This window comes from Streptomyces sp. NPDC003284 (assembly GCF_053589675.1).
Genome location: NZ_JBSFSI010000003.1, coordinates 340,280 through 361,400, shown reverse-complemented (window position 1 = coordinate 361,400; position 21,121 = coordinate 340,280). Strand labels below are relative to the sequence as shown.

The 21,121-nt window shown below is 72.2% G+C and carries 17 protein-coding genes; 10 read left to right on the top strand and 7 right to left on the bottom strand.

Annotated elements, in window-relative coordinates:
- Positions 1 to 4: 4 nt before the first annotated feature.
- Together ACWDYF_RS08685 and ACWDYF_RS08680 are read right to left on the bottom strand one after the other, a co-directional pair.
- Positions 5 to 349, bottom strand: coding sequence for an effector-associated constant component EACC1 (locus ACWDYF_RS08685; RefSeq protein WP_018569101.1), 345 nt, complete (start codon positions 347 to 349; stop codon positions 5 to 7).
- Between the two features lie 90 nt (positions 350 to 439).
- On the bottom strand, positions 440 to 1,525 hold the full coding sequence (locus ACWDYF_RS08680; RefSeq protein ID WP_389462714.1) for a hypothetical protein: 1,086 nt from the start codon (positions 1,523 to 1,525) through the stop codon (positions 440 to 442).
- Positions 1,526 to 1,716: 191 nt separating this feature from the next.
- Here ACWDYF_RS08680 and ACWDYF_RS08675 point away from each other — a divergent pair, with 191 nt between their 5' ends.
- From ACWDYF_RS08675 to ACWDYF_RS08650, 6 genes are all read left to right on the top strand, one after another.
- A complete protein-coding gene (locus ACWDYF_RS08675) occupies positions 1,717 to 2,169 on the top strand; it encodes a hypothetical protein (RefSeq protein WP_381738765.1) in 453 nt (150 codons plus the stop codon).
- 171 nt (positions 2,170 to 2,340) lie between these two features.
- A complete protein-coding gene (locus ACWDYF_RS08670) occupies positions 2,341 to 3,324 on the top strand; it encodes a hypothetical protein (protein WP_381738766.1) in 984 nt (327 codons plus the stop codon).
- 131 nt (positions 3,325 to 3,455) lie between these two features.
- Positions 3,456 to 4,901 (top strand): VWA domain-containing protein, encoded by a 1,446-nt coding sequence (locus ACWDYF_RS08665; RefSeq protein ID WP_389462715.1) that lies wholly within the window; start codon positions 3,456 to 3,458, stop codon positions 4,899 to 4,901.
- A 169-nt stretch (positions 4,902 to 5,070) separates the two neighbouring features.
- Positions 5,071 to 6,786: a methionine--tRNA ligase gene (gene metG / locus ACWDYF_RS08660; protein ID WP_389462716.1), complete on the top strand. Its 1,716-nt coding sequence runs from the start codon at positions 5,071 to 5,073 to the stop codon at positions 6,784 to 6,786.
- Between the two features lie 174 nt (positions 6,787 to 6,960).
- Positions 6,961 to 7,908, top strand: a complete 948-nt coding sequence (locus ACWDYF_RS08655) for an RpnC/YadD family protein (protein WP_389462717.1) — start codon at positions 6,961 to 6,963, stop codon at positions 7,906 to 7,908.
- Entirely contained in the window at positions 7,908 to 8,333 is a 426-nt protein-coding gene (locus tag ACWDYF_RS08650) for a hypothetical protein (protein ID WP_389462718.1), read from the top strand. The genes ACWDYF_RS08655 and ACWDYF_RS08650 overlap by 1 nt, the downstream gene beginning before the upstream one ends.
- Before the next feature lie 90 nt (positions 8,334 to 8,423).
- On the opposite strand, the gene aspS is transcribed toward ACWDYF_RS08650, so the two are convergent.
- Positions 8,424 to 10,187: an aspartate--tRNA ligase gene (aspS, locus tag ACWDYF_RS08645; protein WP_389462719.1), complete on the bottom strand. Its 1,764-nt coding sequence runs from the start codon at positions 10,185 to 10,187 to the stop codon at positions 8,424 to 8,426.
- Between the two features lie 193 nt (positions 10,188 to 10,380).
- Between aspS and ACWDYF_RS08640 the strand changes: the two genes are divergently transcribed.
- Positions 10,381 to 12,561, top strand: coding sequence for a SpoIIE family protein phosphatase (locus tag ACWDYF_RS08640; protein WP_389462720.1), 2,181 nt, complete (start codon positions 10,381 to 10,383; stop codon positions 12,559 to 12,561).
- Positions 12,562 to 12,602: 41 nt separating this feature from the next.
- On the opposite strand, the gene ACWDYF_RS08635 is transcribed toward ACWDYF_RS08640, so the two are convergent.
- From ACWDYF_RS08635 to ACWDYF_RS08625, 3 genes are all read right to left on the bottom strand, one after another.
- On the bottom strand, positions 12,603 to 13,628 hold the full coding sequence (locus ACWDYF_RS08635) for an AI-2E family transporter (protein WP_389462721.1): 1,026 nt from the start codon (positions 13,626 to 13,628) through the stop codon (positions 12,603 to 12,605).
- A 110-nt stretch (positions 13,629 to 13,738) separates the two neighbouring features.
- A complete protein-coding gene (locus ACWDYF_RS08630; protein WP_381738777.1) occupies positions 13,739 to 14,716 on the bottom strand; it encodes a pirin family protein in 978 nt (325 codons plus the stop codon).
- A 236-nt stretch (positions 14,717 to 14,952) separates the two neighbouring features.
- Complete coding sequence (locus ACWDYF_RS08625) at positions 14,953 to 15,426, bottom strand: SseB family protein (RefSeq protein ID WP_018569113.1); 474 nt, start codon at positions 15,424 to 15,426, stop codon at positions 14,953 to 14,955.
- A 139-nt stretch (positions 15,427 to 15,565) separates the two neighbouring features.
- On the opposite strand from ACWDYF_RS08625, the gene ACWDYF_RS08620 reads away from it, so the two are divergent.
- The 3 genes from ACWDYF_RS08620 to ACWDYF_RS08610 all read left to right on the top strand — a co-directional run bounded on the left by ACWDYF_RS08620 (position 15,566) and on the right by ACWDYF_RS08610 (position 19,179).
- Positions 15,566 to 17,392, top strand: a complete 1,827-nt coding sequence (locus ACWDYF_RS08620; RefSeq protein WP_381738778.1) for an acyl-CoA dehydrogenase — start codon at positions 15,566 to 15,568, stop codon at positions 17,390 to 17,392.
- 97 nt (positions 17,393 to 17,489) lie between these two features.
- A complete protein-coding gene (locus ACWDYF_RS08615; RefSeq protein WP_064534200.1) occupies positions 17,490 to 18,794 on the top strand; it encodes a M18 family aminopeptidase in 1,305 nt (434 codons plus the stop codon).
- A gap of 133 nt (positions 18,795 to 18,927) precedes the next feature.
- Positions 18,928 to 19,179: a DUF6458 family protein gene (locus tag ACWDYF_RS08610; RefSeq protein ID WP_018569116.1), complete on the top strand. Its 252-nt coding sequence runs from the start codon at positions 18,928 to 18,930 to the stop codon at positions 19,177 to 19,179.
- Between the two features lie 70 nt (positions 19,180 to 19,249).
- Here the strand turns inward: ACWDYF_RS08610 and ACWDYF_RS08605 are convergent, their stop codons facing one another.
- Positions 19,250 to 21,079, bottom strand: a complete 1,830-nt coding sequence (locus ACWDYF_RS08605) for an NHL domain-containing thioredoxin family protein (protein WP_389462722.1) — start codon at positions 21,077 to 21,079, stop codon at positions 19,250 to 19,252.
- Positions 21,080 to 21,121: the final 42 nt, after the last annotated feature.

Genomic DNA, 21,121 nt, shown 5'->3' with positions numbered 1-21,121 from the left:
GGCCCTACTCCTCGCCGGGGTTCACCGGATCGACGCGCTGCTCGGGCGGGGGTCCGGGCTCCACCCGGCGGCGGTTCTCCCGCCAGGCGGCCACGGCCCGTCCGGTCTGCTCCAGCAGCTCACCGAAGATCACTTCGGCGCCCGCACCGACCAGCACCAGCAGGATCTCCATCCCGGCGCCCATATGACCGGGCGGCGCGTCCGAGCGCGGCTGCTCCAGGATGTGCAGGCGCCCGTCGGCGACCAGTTCCTCCAGTGGATTCTCCCGCTCCAGCCACGCCTTCAGCGCGTCGATGTCGCGGTTGCTCGCGCTTCCGTCCAGCCGGACCCGGATCGCTCGGCCGGCCACGCCCTCCCCCTCAGCCATAACTCACCATTCTGGCACCGCGCACGCGCCCTGGGGAGGGGTCGTGCCCGGCCGTCCGGCGCCGCCGCCCCCTCAGTCCTGCGTCTGCAACTGCCGTAGCTGCCTTCGCACATGGTCCAGCGCGCCCTGCTGCCGTCCGGGCACCCGGTCGCGCAACTCGGCGAGCAGCGGCCCCAGTTCACGGGCGCGCTCCGTCTCGCGGATCTGCCCCCACTGGTGGTGCGCCCGGTCCACGGCGGCCTCCACCTGCGGCGCCCCGGCGCTCTGCCCCATGGCCAGCCGGGTGGCGGCCACCGCCAGCCAGGTACGGCAGCTGCGGGCCGGGTCCCCGGCGAACATCGCGAGGTCGGCGCGGACCTCGCTCCAGTGCAGCGCCTCCTCGGAGGCCGCCCCGTGCTCCCGTACGGCGTCCTGCTCCCAGCGGGCGGCGAGCGCGTCGGCGTCGCCGTGCCGCCCCGACTCCACCCACGCCGCGATGGCCGCGTGCGGGTCGGTCGCCGCCGGGCGCCCCGCGGCGAGCACGAGCCCCGGCCCGGCCGGTGCCCCGCGCGACCCGGCGCCCTCCTCCACGGCCAGCCGCGCCAGCGCCTGTTCGTGCAGCTCGGCCACCGGCGGCCGGTGCCCGCTGCGCAGGATGGTCGCCACCGCCTTCATGTACCCGGGCTGGGCCACCCCGCGCCGGGACGGCGGCGGTGCGACCCGGCCGTACACGGCGATGTTGCCGCCCGTGTCCAGCGGGCGTTCGTGCAGATGGCGCCAGCTCTCCTGGTCCGCGTACAGGTCCGCGACCAGCGTGGTGGTGCCGTCCGGGCGCAGCCGCAGCTCCTCGCGCAGCCAGTGCCAGGGCAGCGCGGTGTAGCGCACGGTGGCCGGGGCGGTGCGGGCCAGCGCCAGGTGCGGCAGGTGCTGGCGGCGGTCGAGCTGGAGCTGTCCGGTGAGGAAGACGGTCAGCGGCCCCGGGGAGGCGGCGGCGGCCCGCAGCCGGGTGAGGACGGCCTGCGGCTCCAGCGGGTCGGCGAGTTCGACGACGCTCGCGGTGGGCGTGCCGGACAGGACGGCGGGCTCGACGGCGGCCAGCACGGGCAGCACGGACGCCGCGTCCACCAGACGGCCCTTCCCCACGGGCGAGGCCGCGAGCAGCAGCACGGTTCCGGGCATGGTCCCCCCGCGGTGTTCCGTTCGTCGGTCGCGTACGTCAGCACCGTAACCGCTGCTGGTGCGCGGGCGGATGCCGGACCGGGAACATCCCTCCCCCGTGCCGACTTGCCGCGGCCGCCCGGCAGGTGTGCTCTGGTAGGCGGGGGCGAGGAGCAGAGGAGCCGGGGAGGGACAGCGAGAGGAGCGCTCTCATGGTTCACGCCGCACCCGTGTCCGGCCGCACCGCAGGGGCCCGTGCCCGGCATCCGCGGACGCCCGACGTCTTCAGCGACCGCGCCCATCTGATCGCCCGCTGGGCGGGCCCGTTCGCCATCGGGCTCGTCTACGGCTACTGGGCCGCCGCCAACCGGCGCTCCGGCGGTCCCATCACCGCCGGGAACGTGGCCTTCGGCTTCGTGACCGCGATCGTGTTCACGCTGTTCATGGCGGGCGTGCTGACCCTGGCCTCGCGCCTGCCGCGCGAGCTGCACGCCTTCCTGTGGTTCCTGTTCACCGGCGCGGCCTTCGGGTTCCTCTTCGCCCAGTCCGGCCGCTCGGTCCTGCTGACCGTCGGCCTCTCCCTGGCCCTGGGCGTGGCCGTGGGGCTGATCTGCTTCTACTGGGTCTACACGCACGAGGACGCCAGGGGCCGCCGCATCGGCTGACACCCCGGCCGAGCGGACCGCGGCCCCGGCGCCGCCCGGGGAGTTCCGTCCGGAGCCGGGGCCTTCCCCGTGCCCGCGCCTCTCGTGGCCCGCGCCCCTCGTACTCTCCGTCGTCACCCGATTGCCATACGTCCGCTCGCGCCCGCCCCGGGGGAAGACTTCGCTGGGAGCGTGACCCGACGCCTGCGCAGCGGCCTGTCGGCCGTACTGATCGCCCTCTCGTGCCTGCTCGTGCCGTTCGGCGTGCTGTCGGCCTGGGCGGCGTACGGGCTCGCCGACACCGGCCGCTACGTCACCACGATGGCGCCGCTCGCCGCCGACCCGGACGTCCGCGACGCCATCGCGGACACCGTCGGGAACGGCATCGTGGCCGAGATCGGCCGGGGGACGGACACCGGCCCCGCGCGGGCGGCCGTGGCGCCGTTCGTGCACGACGCGGTCCGCTCCTTCACCCAGACCGCGGCCTTCCGCACCGCCTGGAACGAGGGCAACCGGGTCGCCCACGACGCCGTCCTGCGCGCCCTGCGGGACGGCCGCGACGACCGCGACCGCCCGGTCACCGTCGATCTCGCACCGGTCACCGCCCAGGTCAAGGCCCAGCTCGCCCAGGACCACGTGCCGCTCGCGGGCCGCATCCCCGTCGCGCACACCGAGGTCGCCCTGCTCCCGGCCCAGGACCTGGGCCGCATGCGGAAGGAATTCCACGTGCTCGAAGTCGCCGGCTTCTGGCTGCCCGTCGCGGCCGTCGCGTTCGCCGTCGCCGGCATCGCCCTGGCCGCCCGGCGGCGCCGCGCGGTGACCGCGACCGCGCTCGGCACCGCCCTCGGCGGCGCGCTGCTCGGCCTGGCCCTCGCGGTGGGCCGCAGTCTGACCCTGGCCGACCTGCCGCAGGAGGTCTCCCAGCCCGCGGCCGGTGCCGTCTACGACGCTCTCACCGCCACCCTGCGCACGGCGTCCTGGCTGCTGGTCGCCCTGGGCCTGACCGTGGCCGCCCTGACCTGGCTCACCCGCCGCCGCGCACGCCGCACCGGCAGCGGCACCGGTCCGCGCCCACGCCCCCGGTTCCGCCCCCGGTTCCGCCTCGGGCTGCGCCGCCGGACGCCCGGGACGCCCACCTCGCCCCAGCAGCAGGAGCCGACCCGCGTCGAGGCCTGATCCGGGCGCTCTTGACAGCGTCCGGAGCCCGTCACTCTCCCGTGACCGGGATCGTCATCGGGGGCCGCTAACCTTACGTGTCCGTCCTGGCCAGGGATCGACGGGATCAACTCACGCGAAGGGTTGCGCACATGGGCATTCTCACTCGCCTGCGGAACGCGTTCGGCCGGTCACGCAAGGAGCGTGCGGCCGAAGCAGAGGGTGCGGAGCAGGTGCCGGCCACGGAACCGGCCCCCGCCGCCGAGGAGCAGCCGGCGGCGACGCCGAAGGTCCCGGCCCCGGCGGCCGAGCCGGCCACGGAGCCCGCGCAGGGGCCGGAAGCGGACCCGGCCTCCGCCGCCGTACCCTCTCCCGCCCCGGACGCGGCCCCGGACCGGGAGCCCGCCCCCGCGGCACGCATCCCCGACCCGCGCACGCCCGCCGCCGACGACGAACACGAACTGGTGGCGGCGGCTTTCGACAACGTCACGGTCCCGAAGCAGCCGGAGCCCCGGGAGGCGGCTCCGGAGCCCGAGCCCGAGCCGCAGCAGGAAGCCGAGCCGGAAGCGCAGCCCGCGCCGCAGCAGGAAGCCGAACCGGAAGCCGCGGCAGAGCCGCAGCAGGTCGCCGAGCCGGAACCGGCGGCGGAACCGGAACCCGCCCCGGAGCCGGAAGCCGAACCGGAGCCCGCCCCCGAGCCGGAAGCCGAACCGGAGCCGGAAGCCGAGGTGGAATCCGCCCAGCCGCAGGCACAGGAAGCGGAGAAGCCGCAGGAGCCGGAGGAGCCGCAGGCACAGGAGCCGGAACCGCAGGCACAGGAAGCGCAGGCGGAGGACACCCCGCAGCCCGCCGACGGCGAGGAAACCGCCCAGGAACCGGCCGCCCCCGAAGCCGCCCCCAAGCCCGCCACCCCCCTCCCCCGCCTGAAGTCCCGCGCCCCCGGCCTCACCACGGCCTACAAGGCCGCCACCGCCGCCCTCAGGAAGAACGACCTCACCGGCGCCCGCGCCCGGGTCCACCTCGTGCTCGACCGCTCCGCCTCCATGCGCCCGTACTACAAGGACGGCTCCGCCCAGGCCCTCGCCGAGCAGTGCCTCGCCCTCGCCGCGCACCTCGACCCGGAGGCCACGGTCCACGTCACGTTCTTCTCCACGGAGGTGGACGGCACCGCCGACCTCACCCTCGCCGACCACGAGAACACGATCGACGAGGTGCACGGCACGCTGGGCCGCATGGGCCGTACGAGCTACCACGCCGCGGTCGAGGCGGTCCTCGCCCACCTCGACGAGCAGAAGACCGCGCAGGGGACGGCGGAAGGGACGGCGGACCAGCCCCCCGTCCCCACCCTGGTGGTCTTCCAGACGGACGGCGCCCCCGACGCCAAGACGCCCGCCACCCGCGCCCTGGCCGACGCCGGGACGAGCCACCCGGAGGTGTTCTTCTCCTTCGTCGCCTTCGGCGAGCACGACAACAAGGCGTTCGACTACCTCCGCAGGCTGAAGTCCGGCAACGCGTCGTTCTTCCACGCCGGCCCGGCGCCCCGCGAGCTGACGGACAAGGCGCTCTACGAGGGGATCCTCGCGTCCTGGCGCCCGTGACGCACCGCGCACGACGCACCACCCACCGCGCCGCCCGCTTCCCACCTCGTAAAACGGGAGGCGGGCGGCGCGGCCGTGTCGGCTACGATTTCAAGGTTCGTAGACAGTGTCGGACGGCCACGAAAGCCGCCGACCGTCACCCCACGTAGCGACTTGGGAGCAGCCCGCGATGGCTCGACACCTCATCACCAGCGCCCTTCCGTACATCAACGGGATCAAGCACCTGGGCAACATGGTGGGGTCCATGCTCCCGGCGGACGTGTACGCGCGCTACCTGCGGCTGCGCGGCCACGAGGTGCTGTACATCTGCGCCACGGACGAGCACGGCACGCCCGCCGAGCTGGCCGCCAAGGAACGGGGCATCCCGGTCGCGGAGTTCTGCGCGCAGGCGCACGACGCGCAGAAGGCGGTGTACGACGGGTTCTCGCTGGCCTTCGACTACTTCGGCCGGAGCTCCTCCCCGGAGAACGTGGAGATCACCCAGCACTTCGCCCGCCGCCTGCACGAGAACGGCTTCATCGAGGAGCGCGCGATCCGCCAGGTGTACAGCCCGGCCGACGGACGCTTCCTGCCGGACCGCTATGTGGAGGGCACCTGCCCGCACTGCGGCTACGACAAGGCGCGCGGCGACCAGTGCGAGAACTGCACCCGGGTCCTGGACCCGACCGACCTGATCAACCCGCGCAGCGCGATCTCCGGTTCGACGGAACTCGAGGTGCGCGAGACCAAGCACCTCTTCCTCCTCCAGTCCAAGCTCCAGCACGAGGTCGAGGAGTGGGTGGCCCGGCACGAGGACCGGTGGCCGCAGCTCGCGTCCTCCATCGCCCGCAAGTGGCTGACCGAGGGCCTGCACGACCGGGCGATCACCCGCGACCTGGACTGGGGCGTCCCGGTCCCGGCGGACACCTGGCCGGAACTGGCGGCCGAGGGCAAGGTCTTCTACGTCTGGTTCGACGCGCCCATCGAGTACATCGGCGCGACGAAGGAGTGGGCGGACCAGGACCCGGAGAACCGCGACTGGAAGTCGTGGTGGTACGAGGCCGACGACACCGTGCACTACACGGAGTTCATGGCGAAGGACAACGTCCCCTTCCACACGGTGATGTTCCCGGCGACCGAGCTGGGGGTGCGCGAGCCGTGGAAGAAGGTCGACTACGTCAAGGCGTTCAACTGGCTGACGTACTACGGCGGGAAGTTCTCCACCTCGCAGAAGCGGGGCGTCTTCACCGACCAGGCCCTGGAGATCCTCCCGGCGGACTACTGGCGCTACTTCCTCATGGCCAACGCGCCCGAGTCGGACGACTCCTCCTTCACCTGGGAGCACTTCACGGCGACGGTGAACAAGGACCTGGCCGACACCCTGGGCAACTTCGTCAACCGGGTGCTGTCCTTCTCCAAGAAGCGCTTCGGCGCCGAGGTCCCGGACGGCGGTGCGCCGGGCGCGGCCGAGGAGCGGCTGGGCGAGGAGATCGCCCGGCTGCTCGCCGAGTACGAGGAGCAGATGGAGGCGCTCCAGTTCCGCAAGGCGAGCGCCGCGCTGCGCGCCCTGTGGTCGGCCGGCAACTCCTATCTGGAGGAGAAGGCTCCCTGGCTGGAGATCAAGACCGACCAGGACGGCGCGGCCCTGACCCTGCGCACGGCGATGAACCTGATCCACCTCTACGCGGTGGTCTCGGAGCCCTTCATCCCCACCACGGCCAAGGCCATGCGCACCGCCTTCGCCCTCTCCGGCGACACGGCGCCCTGGGTCACCCCCGACCAGGCCAGGGCGCTCACCACGCTGCCCGCCGGGACCCCCTTCACGGTCCCCCCGGTCCTCTTCGCCAAGCTCACCGAGGACGACCTGACCACGTACAAGGAGCGCTTCGGCGGCACCGACCAGTAACCCGCCTCGCAGTAACCCGCCTCGCGAAGGCCCGGAAAGCATCCGCCCGGATCCGCTGTCCGGGCCTTTCGCATGCCGCTTCTCCGATGACCGGAACGTTTTTTCGGAACTCGAAAGAGTGAACGCCCCCAGATAAACGGATATCCCACCACTCTTCCGGCCTAGTTTGCGCTCATGGTCACCGCAACACACGAGACCGCGCACCGGATCTTCCAGGAGCATCCGGAGGTTCTCGCACCCGCCTTCGAGGCGCTGGGTCTGCCACCGCCCGTGAAAGCCGACATCGAGGTGCTCTCCCCCGATGTCACCGAACTCCGGCCCATGGAACGCCGGGTGGACACCGTGCTGCGCATCGTGTCCTCCGCGGGCGACGACTTCATCGTCGCCGTCGAGACGCAGACGCGACGCGCCCCGGACAAGGAAGCCAACTGGGCGTACTACGTGGCGTATCTGCGCGCGAAGTTCGGCCTGCCGGTCCTGCTCGTCGCCGTCTGCAAGAGCCGCTCCACCGCGGCCTGGGCGACCGGCCCCTTCGAGTGCCGCGTCGGCCCGTGGGTCACCCAGGCCACGCGCCCCTTCGTCCTCGGCCCGGACACGGTCCCGGAGATCACGGACGAGTCGATGATGGCGCAAGAACCCGCACTGGCGACCTTCACCGCCATCGTGCACAGCGAGAGCCCGAACATCGACGCCATACTGGACATGCTGGCCCGCGGCATGCGGCCCTTCGACAAGGAGACGGCCAAGTACTGGTGCGAGTTCCTGGAAGTCGGACTGGAGAACACTCCGGCCCGGGACACATGGAAAGGATTGCAGAAGATGGTCGCCACTTACTTCCCAGGTCGGGGCACACTCTTCGAGGAGACGTACCTGGAGGGCAAGGCCGAGGGCAAGGCTGAGGGCAAGGCCGAGGAACGCACCGCCCTGATCCTGCACGTACTGGAGAAGCGGGAGATCGAGGTCTCCGAAGGGGCCCGCGACCGCATCACCTCCTGCACCGACCTCGACCAGCTCGCCGCCTGGCTCGACCGAGCCCTGACAGCCGAAGCGGCCGACGACCTCTTCACCGGGGACCCTGAAGTCCCCGACGACGGCCCATGCGACAAGGGATCCTGCGGATAATGGTCGCCACTTTCTTCCCCGGCCGGGGAACGCTCATCGAGGAGACGTACCTGGCGGGCAAGGCCGAGGGCGAGGCCGAGGGACGCACCACTCTGATCCTGCGCGCGTTGGAGAAGCGCGGGATCGAGGTCTCCGGCAAGGTCCGCGACCGAGTCGTCTCCTGCACCGACCTGGCCCAGCTCACCATCTGGTTCGACCGGTCCCTGACCGCCGAATCCGCGGCGGACCTCTTCATCAGGAACCCCGAGGACTCCGAACTGGCCGCGCTGACCCTGCGCATCCTGGACAAGCGCGGTATCGGCGTTCCCCACCCGGTCCGCAGACGCATCACCTCCTGCACCGACCTCGACCAGCTCACCACCTGGTTCGACCGAGCCCTGACCGCCGAAGCGGCCGACGACCTCTTCGCAGAACCCGCCGGCTGAACACAGAACTCCGCCCTGAGCGCGAAAGCGGTCCGGGACCCCTGGGTCGGGGTTCCGGACCGCTTTCGCGATGTCGCTGTGCCGGGACGGCTACTTCGGCTGGGGCTTCTGGATCTTGAGGTGGAGTTCGCGGAGGCGGGACTCGTCGAGCTCGGTGGGGGCGCCCATCATGAGGTCCTGGGCGTTGCCGTTGAGCGGGAAGGCGATCGTCTCGCGGATGTTGGGCTCGTCGGCGAGGAGCATGACGATGCGGTCGACGCCGGGGGCGATGCCACCGTGCGGCGGGGCGCCGAAGCGGAGGGCGCGGAGCATGCCCGCGAACTCGCGCTCCACCGTCTCGTTGTCGTAGCCCGCGATCTCGAAGGCCTTGAGCATGATGTCCGGCTCATGGTTCCGGATGGCACCGCTGGACAGCTCGACGCCGTTGCAGACGATGTCGTACTGCCAGGCCAGGACGTCCAGCGGGTCCTTGTTCTCCAGGGCCTCCAGACCGCCCTGCGGCATCGAGAAGGGGTTGTGCGAGAAGTCGATCTTCCCGGTCTCCTCGTCCTTCTCGTACATCGGGAAGTCGACGATCCAGCAGAAGCGGAAGACGCCCTCCTCGAAGTGCCCGGCACGCTTGGCGGCCTCGACCCGCACCGCGCCCATGATCTTCGAGACCTCGTCGAACTCGCCCGCGCCGAAGAACACCGCGTGACCGGCGGCCAGGGAGAGGCGCTTGGTCAGCTCGGCGACGTTCTCCTCGGTGAGGAACTTCGCGATGGGGCCGGTCAGCGAACCGTCCTCGGCCACCCGCACCCAGGCCAGGCCCTTGGCGCCCAGCGAGACCGCGTAGTCACCCAGTTGGTCGAAGAACTTGCGCGGCTGGTCCTGGACCGCCGGGACCGGCAGCGCGCGCACATGCTTGCCGGCGAACGCCTTGAACTCCGAGTCCGCGAAGACATCGGTGAGGTCCACCAGCTCCAGCTGGGCGCGCAGGTCCGGCTTGTCGGAGCCGTACTTGAGCATCGCCTCGCGGAACGGGATGCGCGGGAAGGGCGAGGTGACATGGCGGCCGCCGCCGAACTCCTCGAACAGCTCCGTCATCAACTGCTCGATGGGCCGGAACACGTCCTCCTGCTCGACGAAGCTCATCTCCACGTCGAGCTGGTAGAACTCGCCCGGCGAGCGGTCGGCGCGGGCGTCCTCGTCGCGGAAGCAGGGCGCGATCTGGAAGTAGCGGTCGAAGCCGGAGATCATCAGCAGCTGCTTGAACTGCTGCGGCGCCTGCGGCAGCGCGTAGAAGCGGCCGGCGTGCAGCCGGGAGGGCACGACGAAGTCGCGGGCGCCCTCGGGGGAGGTCGCCGTCAGGATGGGCGTGGCCATCTCGTTGAAGCCGAGGGCGACCATCTTGTGCCGGATCGCGGAGACCACGGCGGTGCGCAGCATGATGTTGCGGTGCATGCGCTCGCGGCGCAGGTCGAGGAAGCGGTACTCCAGGCGCCGCTCCTCGTTGACCCCGTCCTCCGCGTTGATCGTGAAGGGCAGCGGAGCCGCGGCGCCGAGCACCTCGACCGCGCCGACCTCGATCTCGACCTCGCCGGTGGGCAGCTCCGTGTTCACGTTCTCGGTTCCACGTGAAACAACGCTGCCGTCGACCCGGACGACCGTCTCCTTGGAGAGCTTGTCCAGCGCCTCGTACGCGGGCGTGCCGGGGCGGGCGACGAGCTGCGTGATGCCGTAGTGGTCGCGCAGATCGATGAAGAGGATGCCGCCCAGGTCGCGCCGATTGTGCAGCCAGCCGCTCAGCCGGACGTCGGTGCCGACGTCAGAGGCGCGGAGCTCGCCGCAGGTGTGGGACCTGTACCGATGCATCGTCGTTCATCCAGTCTTCGCGGATCGGGGATCACCGGGCGGGCACGGCCCGGACCCACCCAGCCTACCGGCCGAGCGGAGATCGGCTCCCCCCGTATCAGGGCGGTCCGGCCCCGTCCGTGCCCGCACCGGCGCCCGTACGTCCGTACGTCTTCGGTGGCAGTGTGCGAGAGGCTCTTCTTACAGTGGGGCAATGCGCACTGGTGAGCCCCTGCCCGCCGTGGGGGACGTCCTGGCCGCCCTCGCCACCGGGACGTGGCACTGGGACACCTCCACCGGGCTGGTCGCGGTCGACGCCGAGGCGGCACGGCTGCTCGGGCTGCCCGCCGAGGACGTCACCCTCACCGAGGCCCAGGTGCGCGCCCGTCTGCACCCCGTCGACTGGAACGAGACCACCGGTGTGGTGCAGCTCGCCGCCGCCGAGGGCACCCTCGCCGAGGTGCGCGTCCGGATCATGGACGAGCGGGGCCGGATCATCCGGGTGGTCCGCAGCCGCTCCCGCCCCGCCTACGACTCCCGCAAGAAGGCGTACGAGCTGATCGGCACCCTCCAGGAGGTCACCGAGCCGACCCCCGGTTCGCCCGCGGGGCGCAGCGCGGTCACCGGGGACTGGCGGCGCTCCCGGGAGGCGTTCCTGCTGGATGCCGGCCGCGCGCTGGCCGAGGCACGCTCCACCGCCGAGGTGCTGCGGGTCGCGGCGGGGCTGGCGATGCCCGGCTTCTCCCCCGACGGGCTGGCCGTCTTCGGCGTCGAGGCCGACCATCTGACGATCATCGGCCACCACGGGCAGCAGCAGGGCGACGAGGTCCCCTTCGTGCACATGACCCTGGACACGGACTATCCGGCCGCCGAGGTGATCCGCACCGGCCGGGCCGTCTATCTGTCCTCCCCCGAGGAGTACCGGGCCCGCTATCCGCTCACCTGGAAGCTGGCCCAGCGCTTCGGCCGCCGCTCCTGGGCGTTCCTGCCGCTGACCGCCTCGGGCCACACCATGGGCGCCTGGATGGCCGCCTTCACCTATCCGGTCGCCTTCACCCCCGACGAGCGCTCGGTGCTGACCACGGTGGCCCGCATGCTCGCCCAGGCGCTCTCGCGGGCCGGGACCGCCGAGACCGAGCGGGAGCTGAGCGAGGGCCTCCAGCGCTCGATGATGCCGACGACGGGCCCCGCCGTCCCCGGCATGGAGGTGGCGGCCCGCTACGTGCCCACCGGCGGCGGCCTCCAGGTCGGCGGCGACTGGTACGACGTGATCCCGCTGCCCGGCGGCCCCGCCCGGAACCGCGCGAAGGACGGTGCGGGCCGGTTCGCGCTGGTCATCGGCGATGTCCAGGGCCATGACGTGCGCGCCGCCGGTCTGATGGGGCAGCTGCGCATCGCCCTGCGCGCCTACGCCTCCGAGGGACACCGCCCGGACGCGGTGCTCACGCGCGCCTCGCGCTTCCTGCACGGCATCATCGATGAGAGCGCCGACGGCGCCGGCAGTGGCGACGACGCCGACATCGCCCTCAGCGATCTGCGCTTCGCGACCTGCCTGTACGCCGAGGTCGACCCGCGCACCGGGGTCCTGGAGGTGGCCCGCGCCGGGCACCCGGACCCGGTGATCCGTATGGCGGACGGCACCGTCCTGCTGCGGCTGACGGCCGGCGGACTGCCGCTGGGGGTCGATCCGGACGCCGACTACCCCACCACCCGGTTCGTGCTGGAGCCCGGCGAGACCATGATGATCTGCACGGACGGTCTGATCGAGACCGGCGGCCACGATCTGGACACCGGCTGGCAGCGGATCCGCACCATCCTGGAGCAGCACGAGGGCGATGCCGAGGAGCTGGCCGACGCGCTCGTCCAGGCCGTGCACGGGCCCTCCTCGCACCACACCACGGGCCCGCTCGCCGACCGCCGCGAGGACGACATCGCCGTACTGCTGCTGAGCCGGCACCCGGACGGCCGGGACGCGGCCGCCGTCCGCCCGGAGGTCCGGCGCACCCTGCTGACCGTCGCGCAGGCCGAGCCGGAGCGGATCGCGGTGGCCCGGCAGCAGCTGCGGGAGCTGCTGCACGACTGGTCGTCCGCCGACCAGGTGGACTCGGCGGTGCTGCTGCTGTCCGAGATGCTGACCAACGTGCTCGTGCACACCGACACCGACGCGCTGGTGCTGGCCGAGGTGAGCGGCGAGCGCGGTGAGCGGCGGATGCGGGTGGAGGTCACCGACGCGGGCGACGACCTGCCGCACAAACGCCGGCCGGGCGAGCTGGCCTCCTCGGGGCGCGGCCTGGTGCTGATCGAGCTGCTGGCGGACGCCTGGGGGGTCGAGCCGCGCGGCGAGGGCAAGAGCATCTGGTACGAGCTGTACGAGCCGCCGCGCGACAAGCCCTGACCGGCCCGGCGGACAACCGTGCGGGGCGGCCGGGACCTGTCCTAGGCGTACCGCTGCCGCAGTTCGTGGATGACCCCGGAGGCCGCCGCCGTCAGCGGCACCGCCAGCAGCATGCCGACGATCCCGGCGACCGCCGCCCCGGCGGTGATCGCCAGCAGCACGGCCGCCGGATGCAGCTGCACGGTCCGGCTCTGGATCACCGGCTGGAGCACATGCCCCTCCAGGACCTGCACGGCGAGCACCACGCCGAGCGCCCAGAGCGCGACGACGAACCCCCGGTCGGCGAGCGCGACCAGCACGGACACCGTCCCGGAGATGAAGGCCCCCAGATAGGGGATGTACGCGCCCACGAAGACCAGCGCGCCCAGCCCCAGCGCGCCCGGCACGTCCAGCAGGACCAGGCCGAGGGTGATGCACACGGCGTCGATGAACGCGATCAGGGTGGTGCCGCGCATGAAGCCCTCGACGGCGGCGAAGGCGCGGCGCGCCATGGCCTCCGCCGTGTCGGCGCTCTGCCCGGGGGACAGCGAGCGCAGCGCGCGCAGCGCCCGGCCCGAGTCGCGCAGGAAGAAGAAGACGAGCAGCAGCGCCAGCACCGCCATCGCCAGGTACTCGGCGATCATGCTGACCCCGCTGATGACGTTGGAGACGGCGGTCCCGCCGAACTTCGACAGCAGGTCGCGGCCGTGCGCGGCGAGGTCCTTGAGGGAGGTGCCGGCCGCCCCGAAGTGGTCGGCGAGCGACCGGGCCGCGTTCTCCAGCGAGGAGGCGATCTGCGGTCCGCTGTCGATCAGGGCGAGGGTCACGATGTAGCCGACGCCGCCGACGGCCACCAGCACGGCGGCGCAGGTGATCCCGGCCGCGAGCGAGCGGTTCAGCCCGGCCCGCACCAGCCGCCGGAACAGGGGCCGCAGCAGCGCGGTCCCGAGCAGCGCGAGGAGCACCGGTGTGACCGTCGTACGGAAGGTCACGCACAGCCGCACCACGACCCACACCACGCCGGAGACGAGCAGCGCGACGGCGCACCAGGCGGCAAGGCGCCTCACGGGTTCGGGCAGCAGTCGCACCCCACCAGCGGACCACGCCCCGGGCGCGCTGTCCTGCACGGACGGCCCGCCCGGGTGACCGTACGGACGGTCCTGCGGACCGCCCGCCGTCGGTCCTGCGGCCGCCCGTGTCAGTCCTGCGGACCGTCCGCGGTCATGCCGTGCACGGCCGGGACGGTGCCGAGGCGGCCCTTCTGGAAGTCCTCGAAGGCCTGCTTCAGCTCGTCCTGGGTGTTCATGACGAACGGGCCGTAGTGGACCATGGGCTCGCGGATCGGCCGGCCGCCCAGCAGGACGACCTCCAGGTCCGGGGTGCGGGAGTCCTGCTGCTCGTCCGCGCGGACGGTCAGCGAGGAGCCCGCGCCGAAGACCGCCGTCTGCCCGGTGCGGACCGGGCGCCGGTCGGTGCCGGCGAAGCCCTGGCCCGCGAGGACGTAGGCGAGGCCGTTGAAGTCCTCGCGCCAGGGGAGCGTGATCTCGGCGCCCGGGGCGAGCGTCGCGTGGATCATGGTGATCGGGGTGTGGGTGATGCCGGGTCCGGCGTGCCCGTCCAGCTCACCGGCGATGACCCGCAGCAGCGCGCCGCCGTCGGGAGAGGTGAGCAGCTGGACCTGGCCGCCGCGGATGTCCTGGTAGCGCGGGGCCATCATCTTGTCCTCGGCGGGCAGGTTCACCCACAGCTGGAGGCCGTGGAAGAGGCCGCCGGACAGCACGAGGGACTCCGGCGGCGCCTCGATGTGCAGCAGGCCCGAGCCCGCCGTCATCCACTGGGTGTCGCCGTTGGTGATGGTGCCGCCACCGCCGTGCGAGTCCTGGTGGTCGAAGGTCCCGTCGATGATGTAGGTGACGGTCTCGAAGCCGCGGTGCGGGTGCCAGGGGGTGCCCTTGGGCTCACCGGGCGCGTACTCCACCTCGCCCATCTGGTCCATCATGATGAACGGGTCGAGATGGCGGTAGTTGATCCCGGCGAACGCCCGGCGCACCGGGAAGCCCTCGCCCTCGAAACCGCTCGGCGCGGTCGTGACGGCGAGCACGGGCCGTGCCACGGCGTCGGCGGGAGCGGTCACGCGGGGCAGCGTCAGCGGGTTCTCGACGGTCACTGCAGGCATGTCGGTACCTCCTTGTGCGCTCACTCTAGTTGAGCATTCAACTTTCTGCCAGCCACAACGGAGCCTGGCCGGGAGACATTCCCGCGGAGCGGTTCGAGGAGGCCGGGGCGGCGGAGCGACGGGACGGGGCGCGCGGGGGCACGGAGGCACGGGGGCACGGGGGCACGGGGGCGGACACGACGAGGCCCGGGGGCGCCCCTGGCGCACTCCCGGGCCGGGTGCCGGAAGGAGCGTGCTCAGCCGTACATGCGGCGCATGGCGAAGTCGACCATCTGTTCGACGGCCTTGGCGTCGAAGACCATCCGGTGCTCGCCCTCCATGTCGAGCACGAAGCCGTACCCCGTGGGCAGCAGGTCGATGACCTCGGCGCCGGTGATCACGAAGTACTTCGACTCCTTGCCCGCGTACCGGCGCAGCTCCTTGAGGGAGGTGAACATCGGGATCACCGGCTGCTGCGTGTTGTGCAGCGCCAGGAAGCCCGGGGTGTCGCCGCGCGGGCAGTACACCTTGGAGGTGGCGAAGACCTGCTGGAAGTCCTCGGCGGCCAGCTGCCCGGTGGTGAAGGCGCGCACCGCGTCGGCCAGCGACGGCGGCGACGGCTCCGGGTACAGCGGCGGCTGCTGCCCGTATCCGCCCCCGGGCATCTGCTGCTGCGGCGGAACGTAACCCTGCTGTGCGCCCGCGCCCGCGCTCTGGTCGTAGCCGTACATGGACCAAAGACTACTGAGTCACAGATGGCCCGCTCGGGGTTGCTTCTTATTACCGACGGGTAGCATCATCGGAGTTACTAGTTGGTACGTGAATGCGAGGAGTCAGTGCCTCGCCGAGTCCTCAACGGGAGCCGTCGCCATGGGGCACTACAAGTCGAATCTCCGTGACATCGAGTTCAACCTCTTCGAAGTGCTCGGGCGCGACAAGCTCTACGGCACCGGGCCGTTCGAGGAGATGGACACCGAGACCGCGCGCAGCGTCCTGGAGGAGCTGACCCGCCTCGCCGAGAACGACCTGGCGGAGTCCTTCGCGGACGCCGACCGCAACCCGCCGGTGTTCGACCCGGAGACCAGCACCGCGCCGGTCCCGGCGAGCTTCAGGAAGAGCTACAAGGCCTTCATGGACTCGGAGTACTGGCGGCTCGGCCTGCCCGAGGAGATCGGCGGCACCACCGCCCCGCCGTCCCTGATCTGGGCGTACGCGGAGCTGATCCTCGGCGCCAACCCGGCCATCTGGATGTACTCCTCCGGTCCGGCGTTCGCCCGCATCCTCTTCGAGGAGGGCACCGAGGAGCAGAAGAAGTGGGCCGGGATCGCGGTCGAGAAGACCTGGGGCTCCACCATGGTGCTCACCGAGCCCGACGCGGGCTCCGACGTGGGCGCCGGCCGCACCAGGGCCGTCCGGCAGGAGGACGGCTCCTGGCACATCGAGGGCGTGAAGCGCTTCATCACCTCCGGTGAGCACGACATGGAGGAGAACATCCTCCACTACGTCCTCGCCCGCCCCGAGGGCGCCGGTCCGGGCACCAAGGGCCTGTCCCTCTTCCTGGTGCCGAAGTACCTGTTCGACGTCGAGACCGGCGAGCTGGGCGAGCGCAACGGCGTCTACGCCACCAACGTCGAGCACAAGATGGGCCTCAAGGCGTCCAACACCTGCGAGATGACCTTCGGCGACCGCCACCCCGCCAAGGGCTGGCTGATCGGCGACAAGCACGACGGCATCCGCCAGATGTTCCGCATCATCGAGTTCGCCCGCATGATGGTCGGCACGAAGGCGATCTCCACCCTCTCCACCGGCTACCTCAACGCCCTGGAGTACGCCAAGGAGCGCGTCCAGGGTCCCGACCTGGCGAACTTCATGGACAAGACCGCGCCCAAGGTCACCATCACGCACCACCCCGACGTGCGCCGCTCGCTGATGACGCAGAAGGCGTACGCGGAGGGCATGCGCGCCCTGGTGCTGTACACCGCCTCCGTCCAGGACACCATCGCGGTCAAGGAGGCGAACGGCGAGGACGCCAAGGCCGAGCACGCGCTGAACGACCTGCTGCTGCCCATCGTCAAGGGCTACGGCTCCGAGAAGGGCTACGAGCAGCTCGCCCAGTCCCTCCAGATCTTCGGCGGCTCGGGCTTCCTCCAGGAGTACCCGATCGAGCAGTACATCCGCGACGCCAAGATCGACACCCTCTACGAGGGCACGACCGCGATCCAGGGCCAGGACTTCTTCTTCCGGAAGATCGTCCGCAACCAGGGTGCCGCGCTGAACTCGCTCGCCGAGGACATCAAGAAGTTCCTGGCGCTGGCCACCGGCGGCGAGGAGCTGTCCGGGGCCCGCGAGCACCTGGCCAAGGCCGCCGTCGAGCTGGAGGCCGTCGTCGGTCTGCTGCTGACCGACCTGGCCGCCACCGAGCAGGACGTCAAGAACATCTACAAGGTGGGCCTGAACACCACCCGCCTGCTGCTGGCCTGCGGTGACGTGGTCGTCGGCTATCTGCTGCTCAAGGGCGCGGCGATCGCGGCGGAGAAGCTCCAGACCGCCTCCGCCAAGGACCGCGCCTTCTACACCGGCAAGATCGCGGCGGCGAAGTTCTTCGCGGCCAACGTCCTGCCCGGCGTCACGCTGGCCCGCAAGCTGGCCCAGAACGTCGACCTGGACCTGATGGAGCTGGACGAGGCCGCGTTCTAGCCCCGCCCGCCCCGCCGGACCGCGGGGGCCCCGACCGGGCCGTACGGGGTCCGCTCCCGAAGGAGGGAGCGGACCCCGTCGTCGTTAAGGTGAGGTCATGCGCACGAACCGGCCCTTCGACCGTGGCCACACCGACGACCTGATGTCCTTCCTCGCGGCCGCCCCGTCGCCGTACCACGCCGTGGCGAGCGCCGCGCAGCGGCTGGAGAAGGCCGGCTTCCGGCAGGTCGCCGAGACGGACGAGTGGGACGGCACCAGCGGCGGGAAGTTCGTGCTGCGCGGCGGCGCGATCGTCGCCTGGTACGTCCCCGAGGGCGCCGCCGCGCACACCCCCTTCCGCATCGTCGGCGCGCACACCGACTCGCCGAACCTGCGCGTCAAGCCGCTGCCCGACTCCGGGGCGCACGGCTGGCGCCAGATCGCCGTGGAGATCTACGGCGGCCCGCTGATGAACTCCTGGCTCGACCGCGACCTGGGCCTGGCCGGGCGGCTGACGCTGCGCGACGGCTCCACCCGCCTGGTGAACGTCGCCCGGCCGCTGCTGCGCGTCCCCCAGCTCGCCATCCACCTGGACCGCACGGTCTCCACCGAGGGACTGAAGCTGGACAAGCAGCGCCACCTCCAGCCGGTGTGGGGCCTCGGCGACGATGTCCGCGACGGCGACCTCGTCGCCTTCCTGGAGCAGGAGGCGGGCCTGGCGGCCGGTGAGGTCACCGGCTGGGACCTGATGACGCACTCCGTGGAGGCGCCCGCCTACCTGGGCCGCGACCGCGAGCTGGTGGCGGGCCCGCGCATGGACAACCTGCTCTCCGTGCACGCCGGGACGGCCGCGCTGGCCGCCGTGGCGACCGGTTCCGGCGCCGCGGACCTGCCGTACATCCCGGTGCTGGCCGCCTTCGACCACGAGGAGAACGGCTCCCAGTCCGACACCGGCGCGGACGGCCCGCTGCTCGGCGGCGTCCTGGAGCGTTCGGTGTTCGCGCGCGGCGGTGCGTACGAGGACCGGGCGCGCGCCTTCGCGGGCACCGTCTGCCTGTCCTCCGACACCGGCCACGCGGTGCACCCCAACTACGCCGAGCGGCACGACCCGACGCACCACCCGCGCGCGGGCGGCGGCCCGATCCTCAAGGTGAACGTCAACAACCGCTACGCCACCGACGGTTCGGGCCGGGCGCTGTTCGCCGCGGCCTGCGAGAAGGCGGGCGTGCCGTTCCAGTCGTTCGTCTCCAACAACTCCATGCCGTGCGGCACCACGATCGGCCCGATCACCGCGGCCCGGCACGGCATCAGGACCGTCGACATCGGTGTCGCGATCCTCTCCATGCACAGCGCCCGCGAACTGTGCGCGGCCGACGACCCGTTCCTGCTGGCCAACGCGCTGGTGGCGTTCCTGGAGGGCTGAGGGCGCGGCCCATGGGCGCCGCCCCCGCATGTCCATCCGGCCCCGGGGTACCCGGAGTTGACCGGAGGGGACCGGAACGGCCGGAACCACCGGATCCGAACCGGACCTGGAACCGGGCTAGGAGGCGACACTCATGGGCCTCGGCGGGTGCATCATCCTCATCGCCGTGGGAGCCATCCTCACGTTCGCGACCGACTGGCACATGCAGGGGGTCAACCTGCACCTGGTCGGCGTCATCCTGATGATCGTCGGGCTGATCGGCGTCACGACGTTCAGCAGCATCGCGCGGCGCCGCCGCGTCATGGTGCCGCCCGCGACGACCGTCGTCGAGGAGGAGCGGCACCACACCACGCGTGACGGTTACAGCGACGGCTACGGTCTCTGACCGCGCCGCCGCGGGCCGGAGCCCGCACGGGCTCCGGCCGGTGTCCGGGCCGGGCTTCGGGCCCGGCCCGTCAGGCGTCCAGACCGGCCAGCACGAGCGGCAGCCGGTCGGCGCCGTCCCCGGCCAGCCGGACCGGGACGCCCCAGTCCTGCTGGTGCACATGACAGGCCGGATACGGGTTGTCCGGGTCGTCGTCGCAGGAGGCGGCCATCGCGGAGACGTGCAGGACGCCCTCCGCCACGGCGGGGTTCAGCTCCAGCGTGCGGGCCAGGCCGGTGCCCGCGCCCTCGCCGTCGAGCAGCAGCTCGGGCGGGGTGGCGGAGACCAGCAGACGGGTGGAGGGACCGTAACGGGTGTCCAGCTTCTGGCCCTTCGGCGCCTGGAAGATCACGTCCAGCCGGAGGCGGCCGGGGGCGACCTCGGTGGCGGCGCGGCGGGTGCGGTGGGCGACGGCCTGCACCCGCACCGCCTCCTCGGGCAGGCGCAGCCGGGTCAGCCGGTGCCGGGCCGACTCCACCACCACGATGTCGTCGCCGTCGAGCACCGCGTCGCTGGGCTCGCGCAGATCCGTGGCGAGCGTGGTGACCTCGCCGGTGGCGGGGTCGTAGCGGCGCAGGGCGTGGTTGTAGGTGTCGGCGACGGCGACCGAGCCGTCCGGCAGGGCGGTGACCCCGAGCGGGTGCTGGAACAGCGCCTGTCCGGCGGCACCGTCGCGGTGGCCGAAGTCGAACAGGCCGGTGCCCACCGCCGTGTGCACCGAGCCGTCCGCCTCCACCCAGCGCAGCGCGGAGGTCTCGGCGTCGGCCAGCCACAGCCGCTCGGGCGTGGCCGCGAGGCCGGACGGCTGCGCGAACCACGCCTGGTCGGCGGGTCCGTCGACCAGGCCCTCGTTGGTCGTGCCGGCGGCGACGGACACGGTGTGCCCGGCCGGGTCGTACGCCCACAGCTGGTGCACGCCCGACATGGCGATCCACACCCGCCCCTGCCACCAGGCCACGTCCCAGGGCGAGGAGAGGTCGGTCTCGCGGGCCGGTCCGGAGGTCGGTGAGCCCTGCCACCACTGACGGCCGGTCCCGGCGAGGGTGGTGACCTCGCCGGTGGCCGGGTCCAGGCGGCGCAGCGCGTGGTTGACGGTGTCGGCGACGACGACCGAGCCGTCGTCGAGCAGGGCCAGGCCCTGCGGCTCGCTGAAGCAGGCCGTGGCGGCGTCGCCGTCGGTGAATCCGCGCGTCCCGGAGCCGATCCGGCGCAGCTCGCTCTCGCCGTCCCCGGCCAGCTCCACGATCTGGTGCCGGGTGGTGTCGCTGACCAGGAAGGTCCCGGCGGGCAGGCGCAGCGCCTTGCCGGGGAAGCGCAGGGTGGTGGGCTCGGGCTCCGGCGGTACGTAGGGTCCGTCGCCGCGCCGCAGGGTGCCCTTGGCGGTGTGCTCGGCCTCCAGCTCCTCGACCAGCCGTTCGATGGCGTGCGCATGGCCCTCGCCCGCGTGCTGGGCGACGACGTAGCCCTCGGGGTCGATCACGACCAGCGTCGGCCAGGCCCGTACCGCGTACTGCTTCCAGGTGGCCAGCTGCGGGTCGTCGAGCACGGGGTGCTCCACGCCGTACCGCTCCACGGCGTCGACGACCGCCCGGTGCTCGGCCTCGTGCGCGAACTTCGGGGAGTGCACGCCGACCACGACCACCGTGTCGCGGTGTTTCTCCTCCAGCTCGCGCAGCTCGTCCAGGACGTGCAGGCAGTTGATGCAGCAGAAGGTCCAGAAGTCCAGCAGGACGATGCGTCCGCGCAGGTCGGCGAGGCTGTACTGCCGTCCGCCGGTGTTCAGCCAGCCGCCCTCGCCGGTCAGCTCGGGGGCGCGGACACGGGCGCGGCGCGGGGTCGGGGTCGGGGCCGGTTCGCTCATGCGTCAAGGGTGCCACCGGCCGGCCGCTCTCAGTCCGTCGGC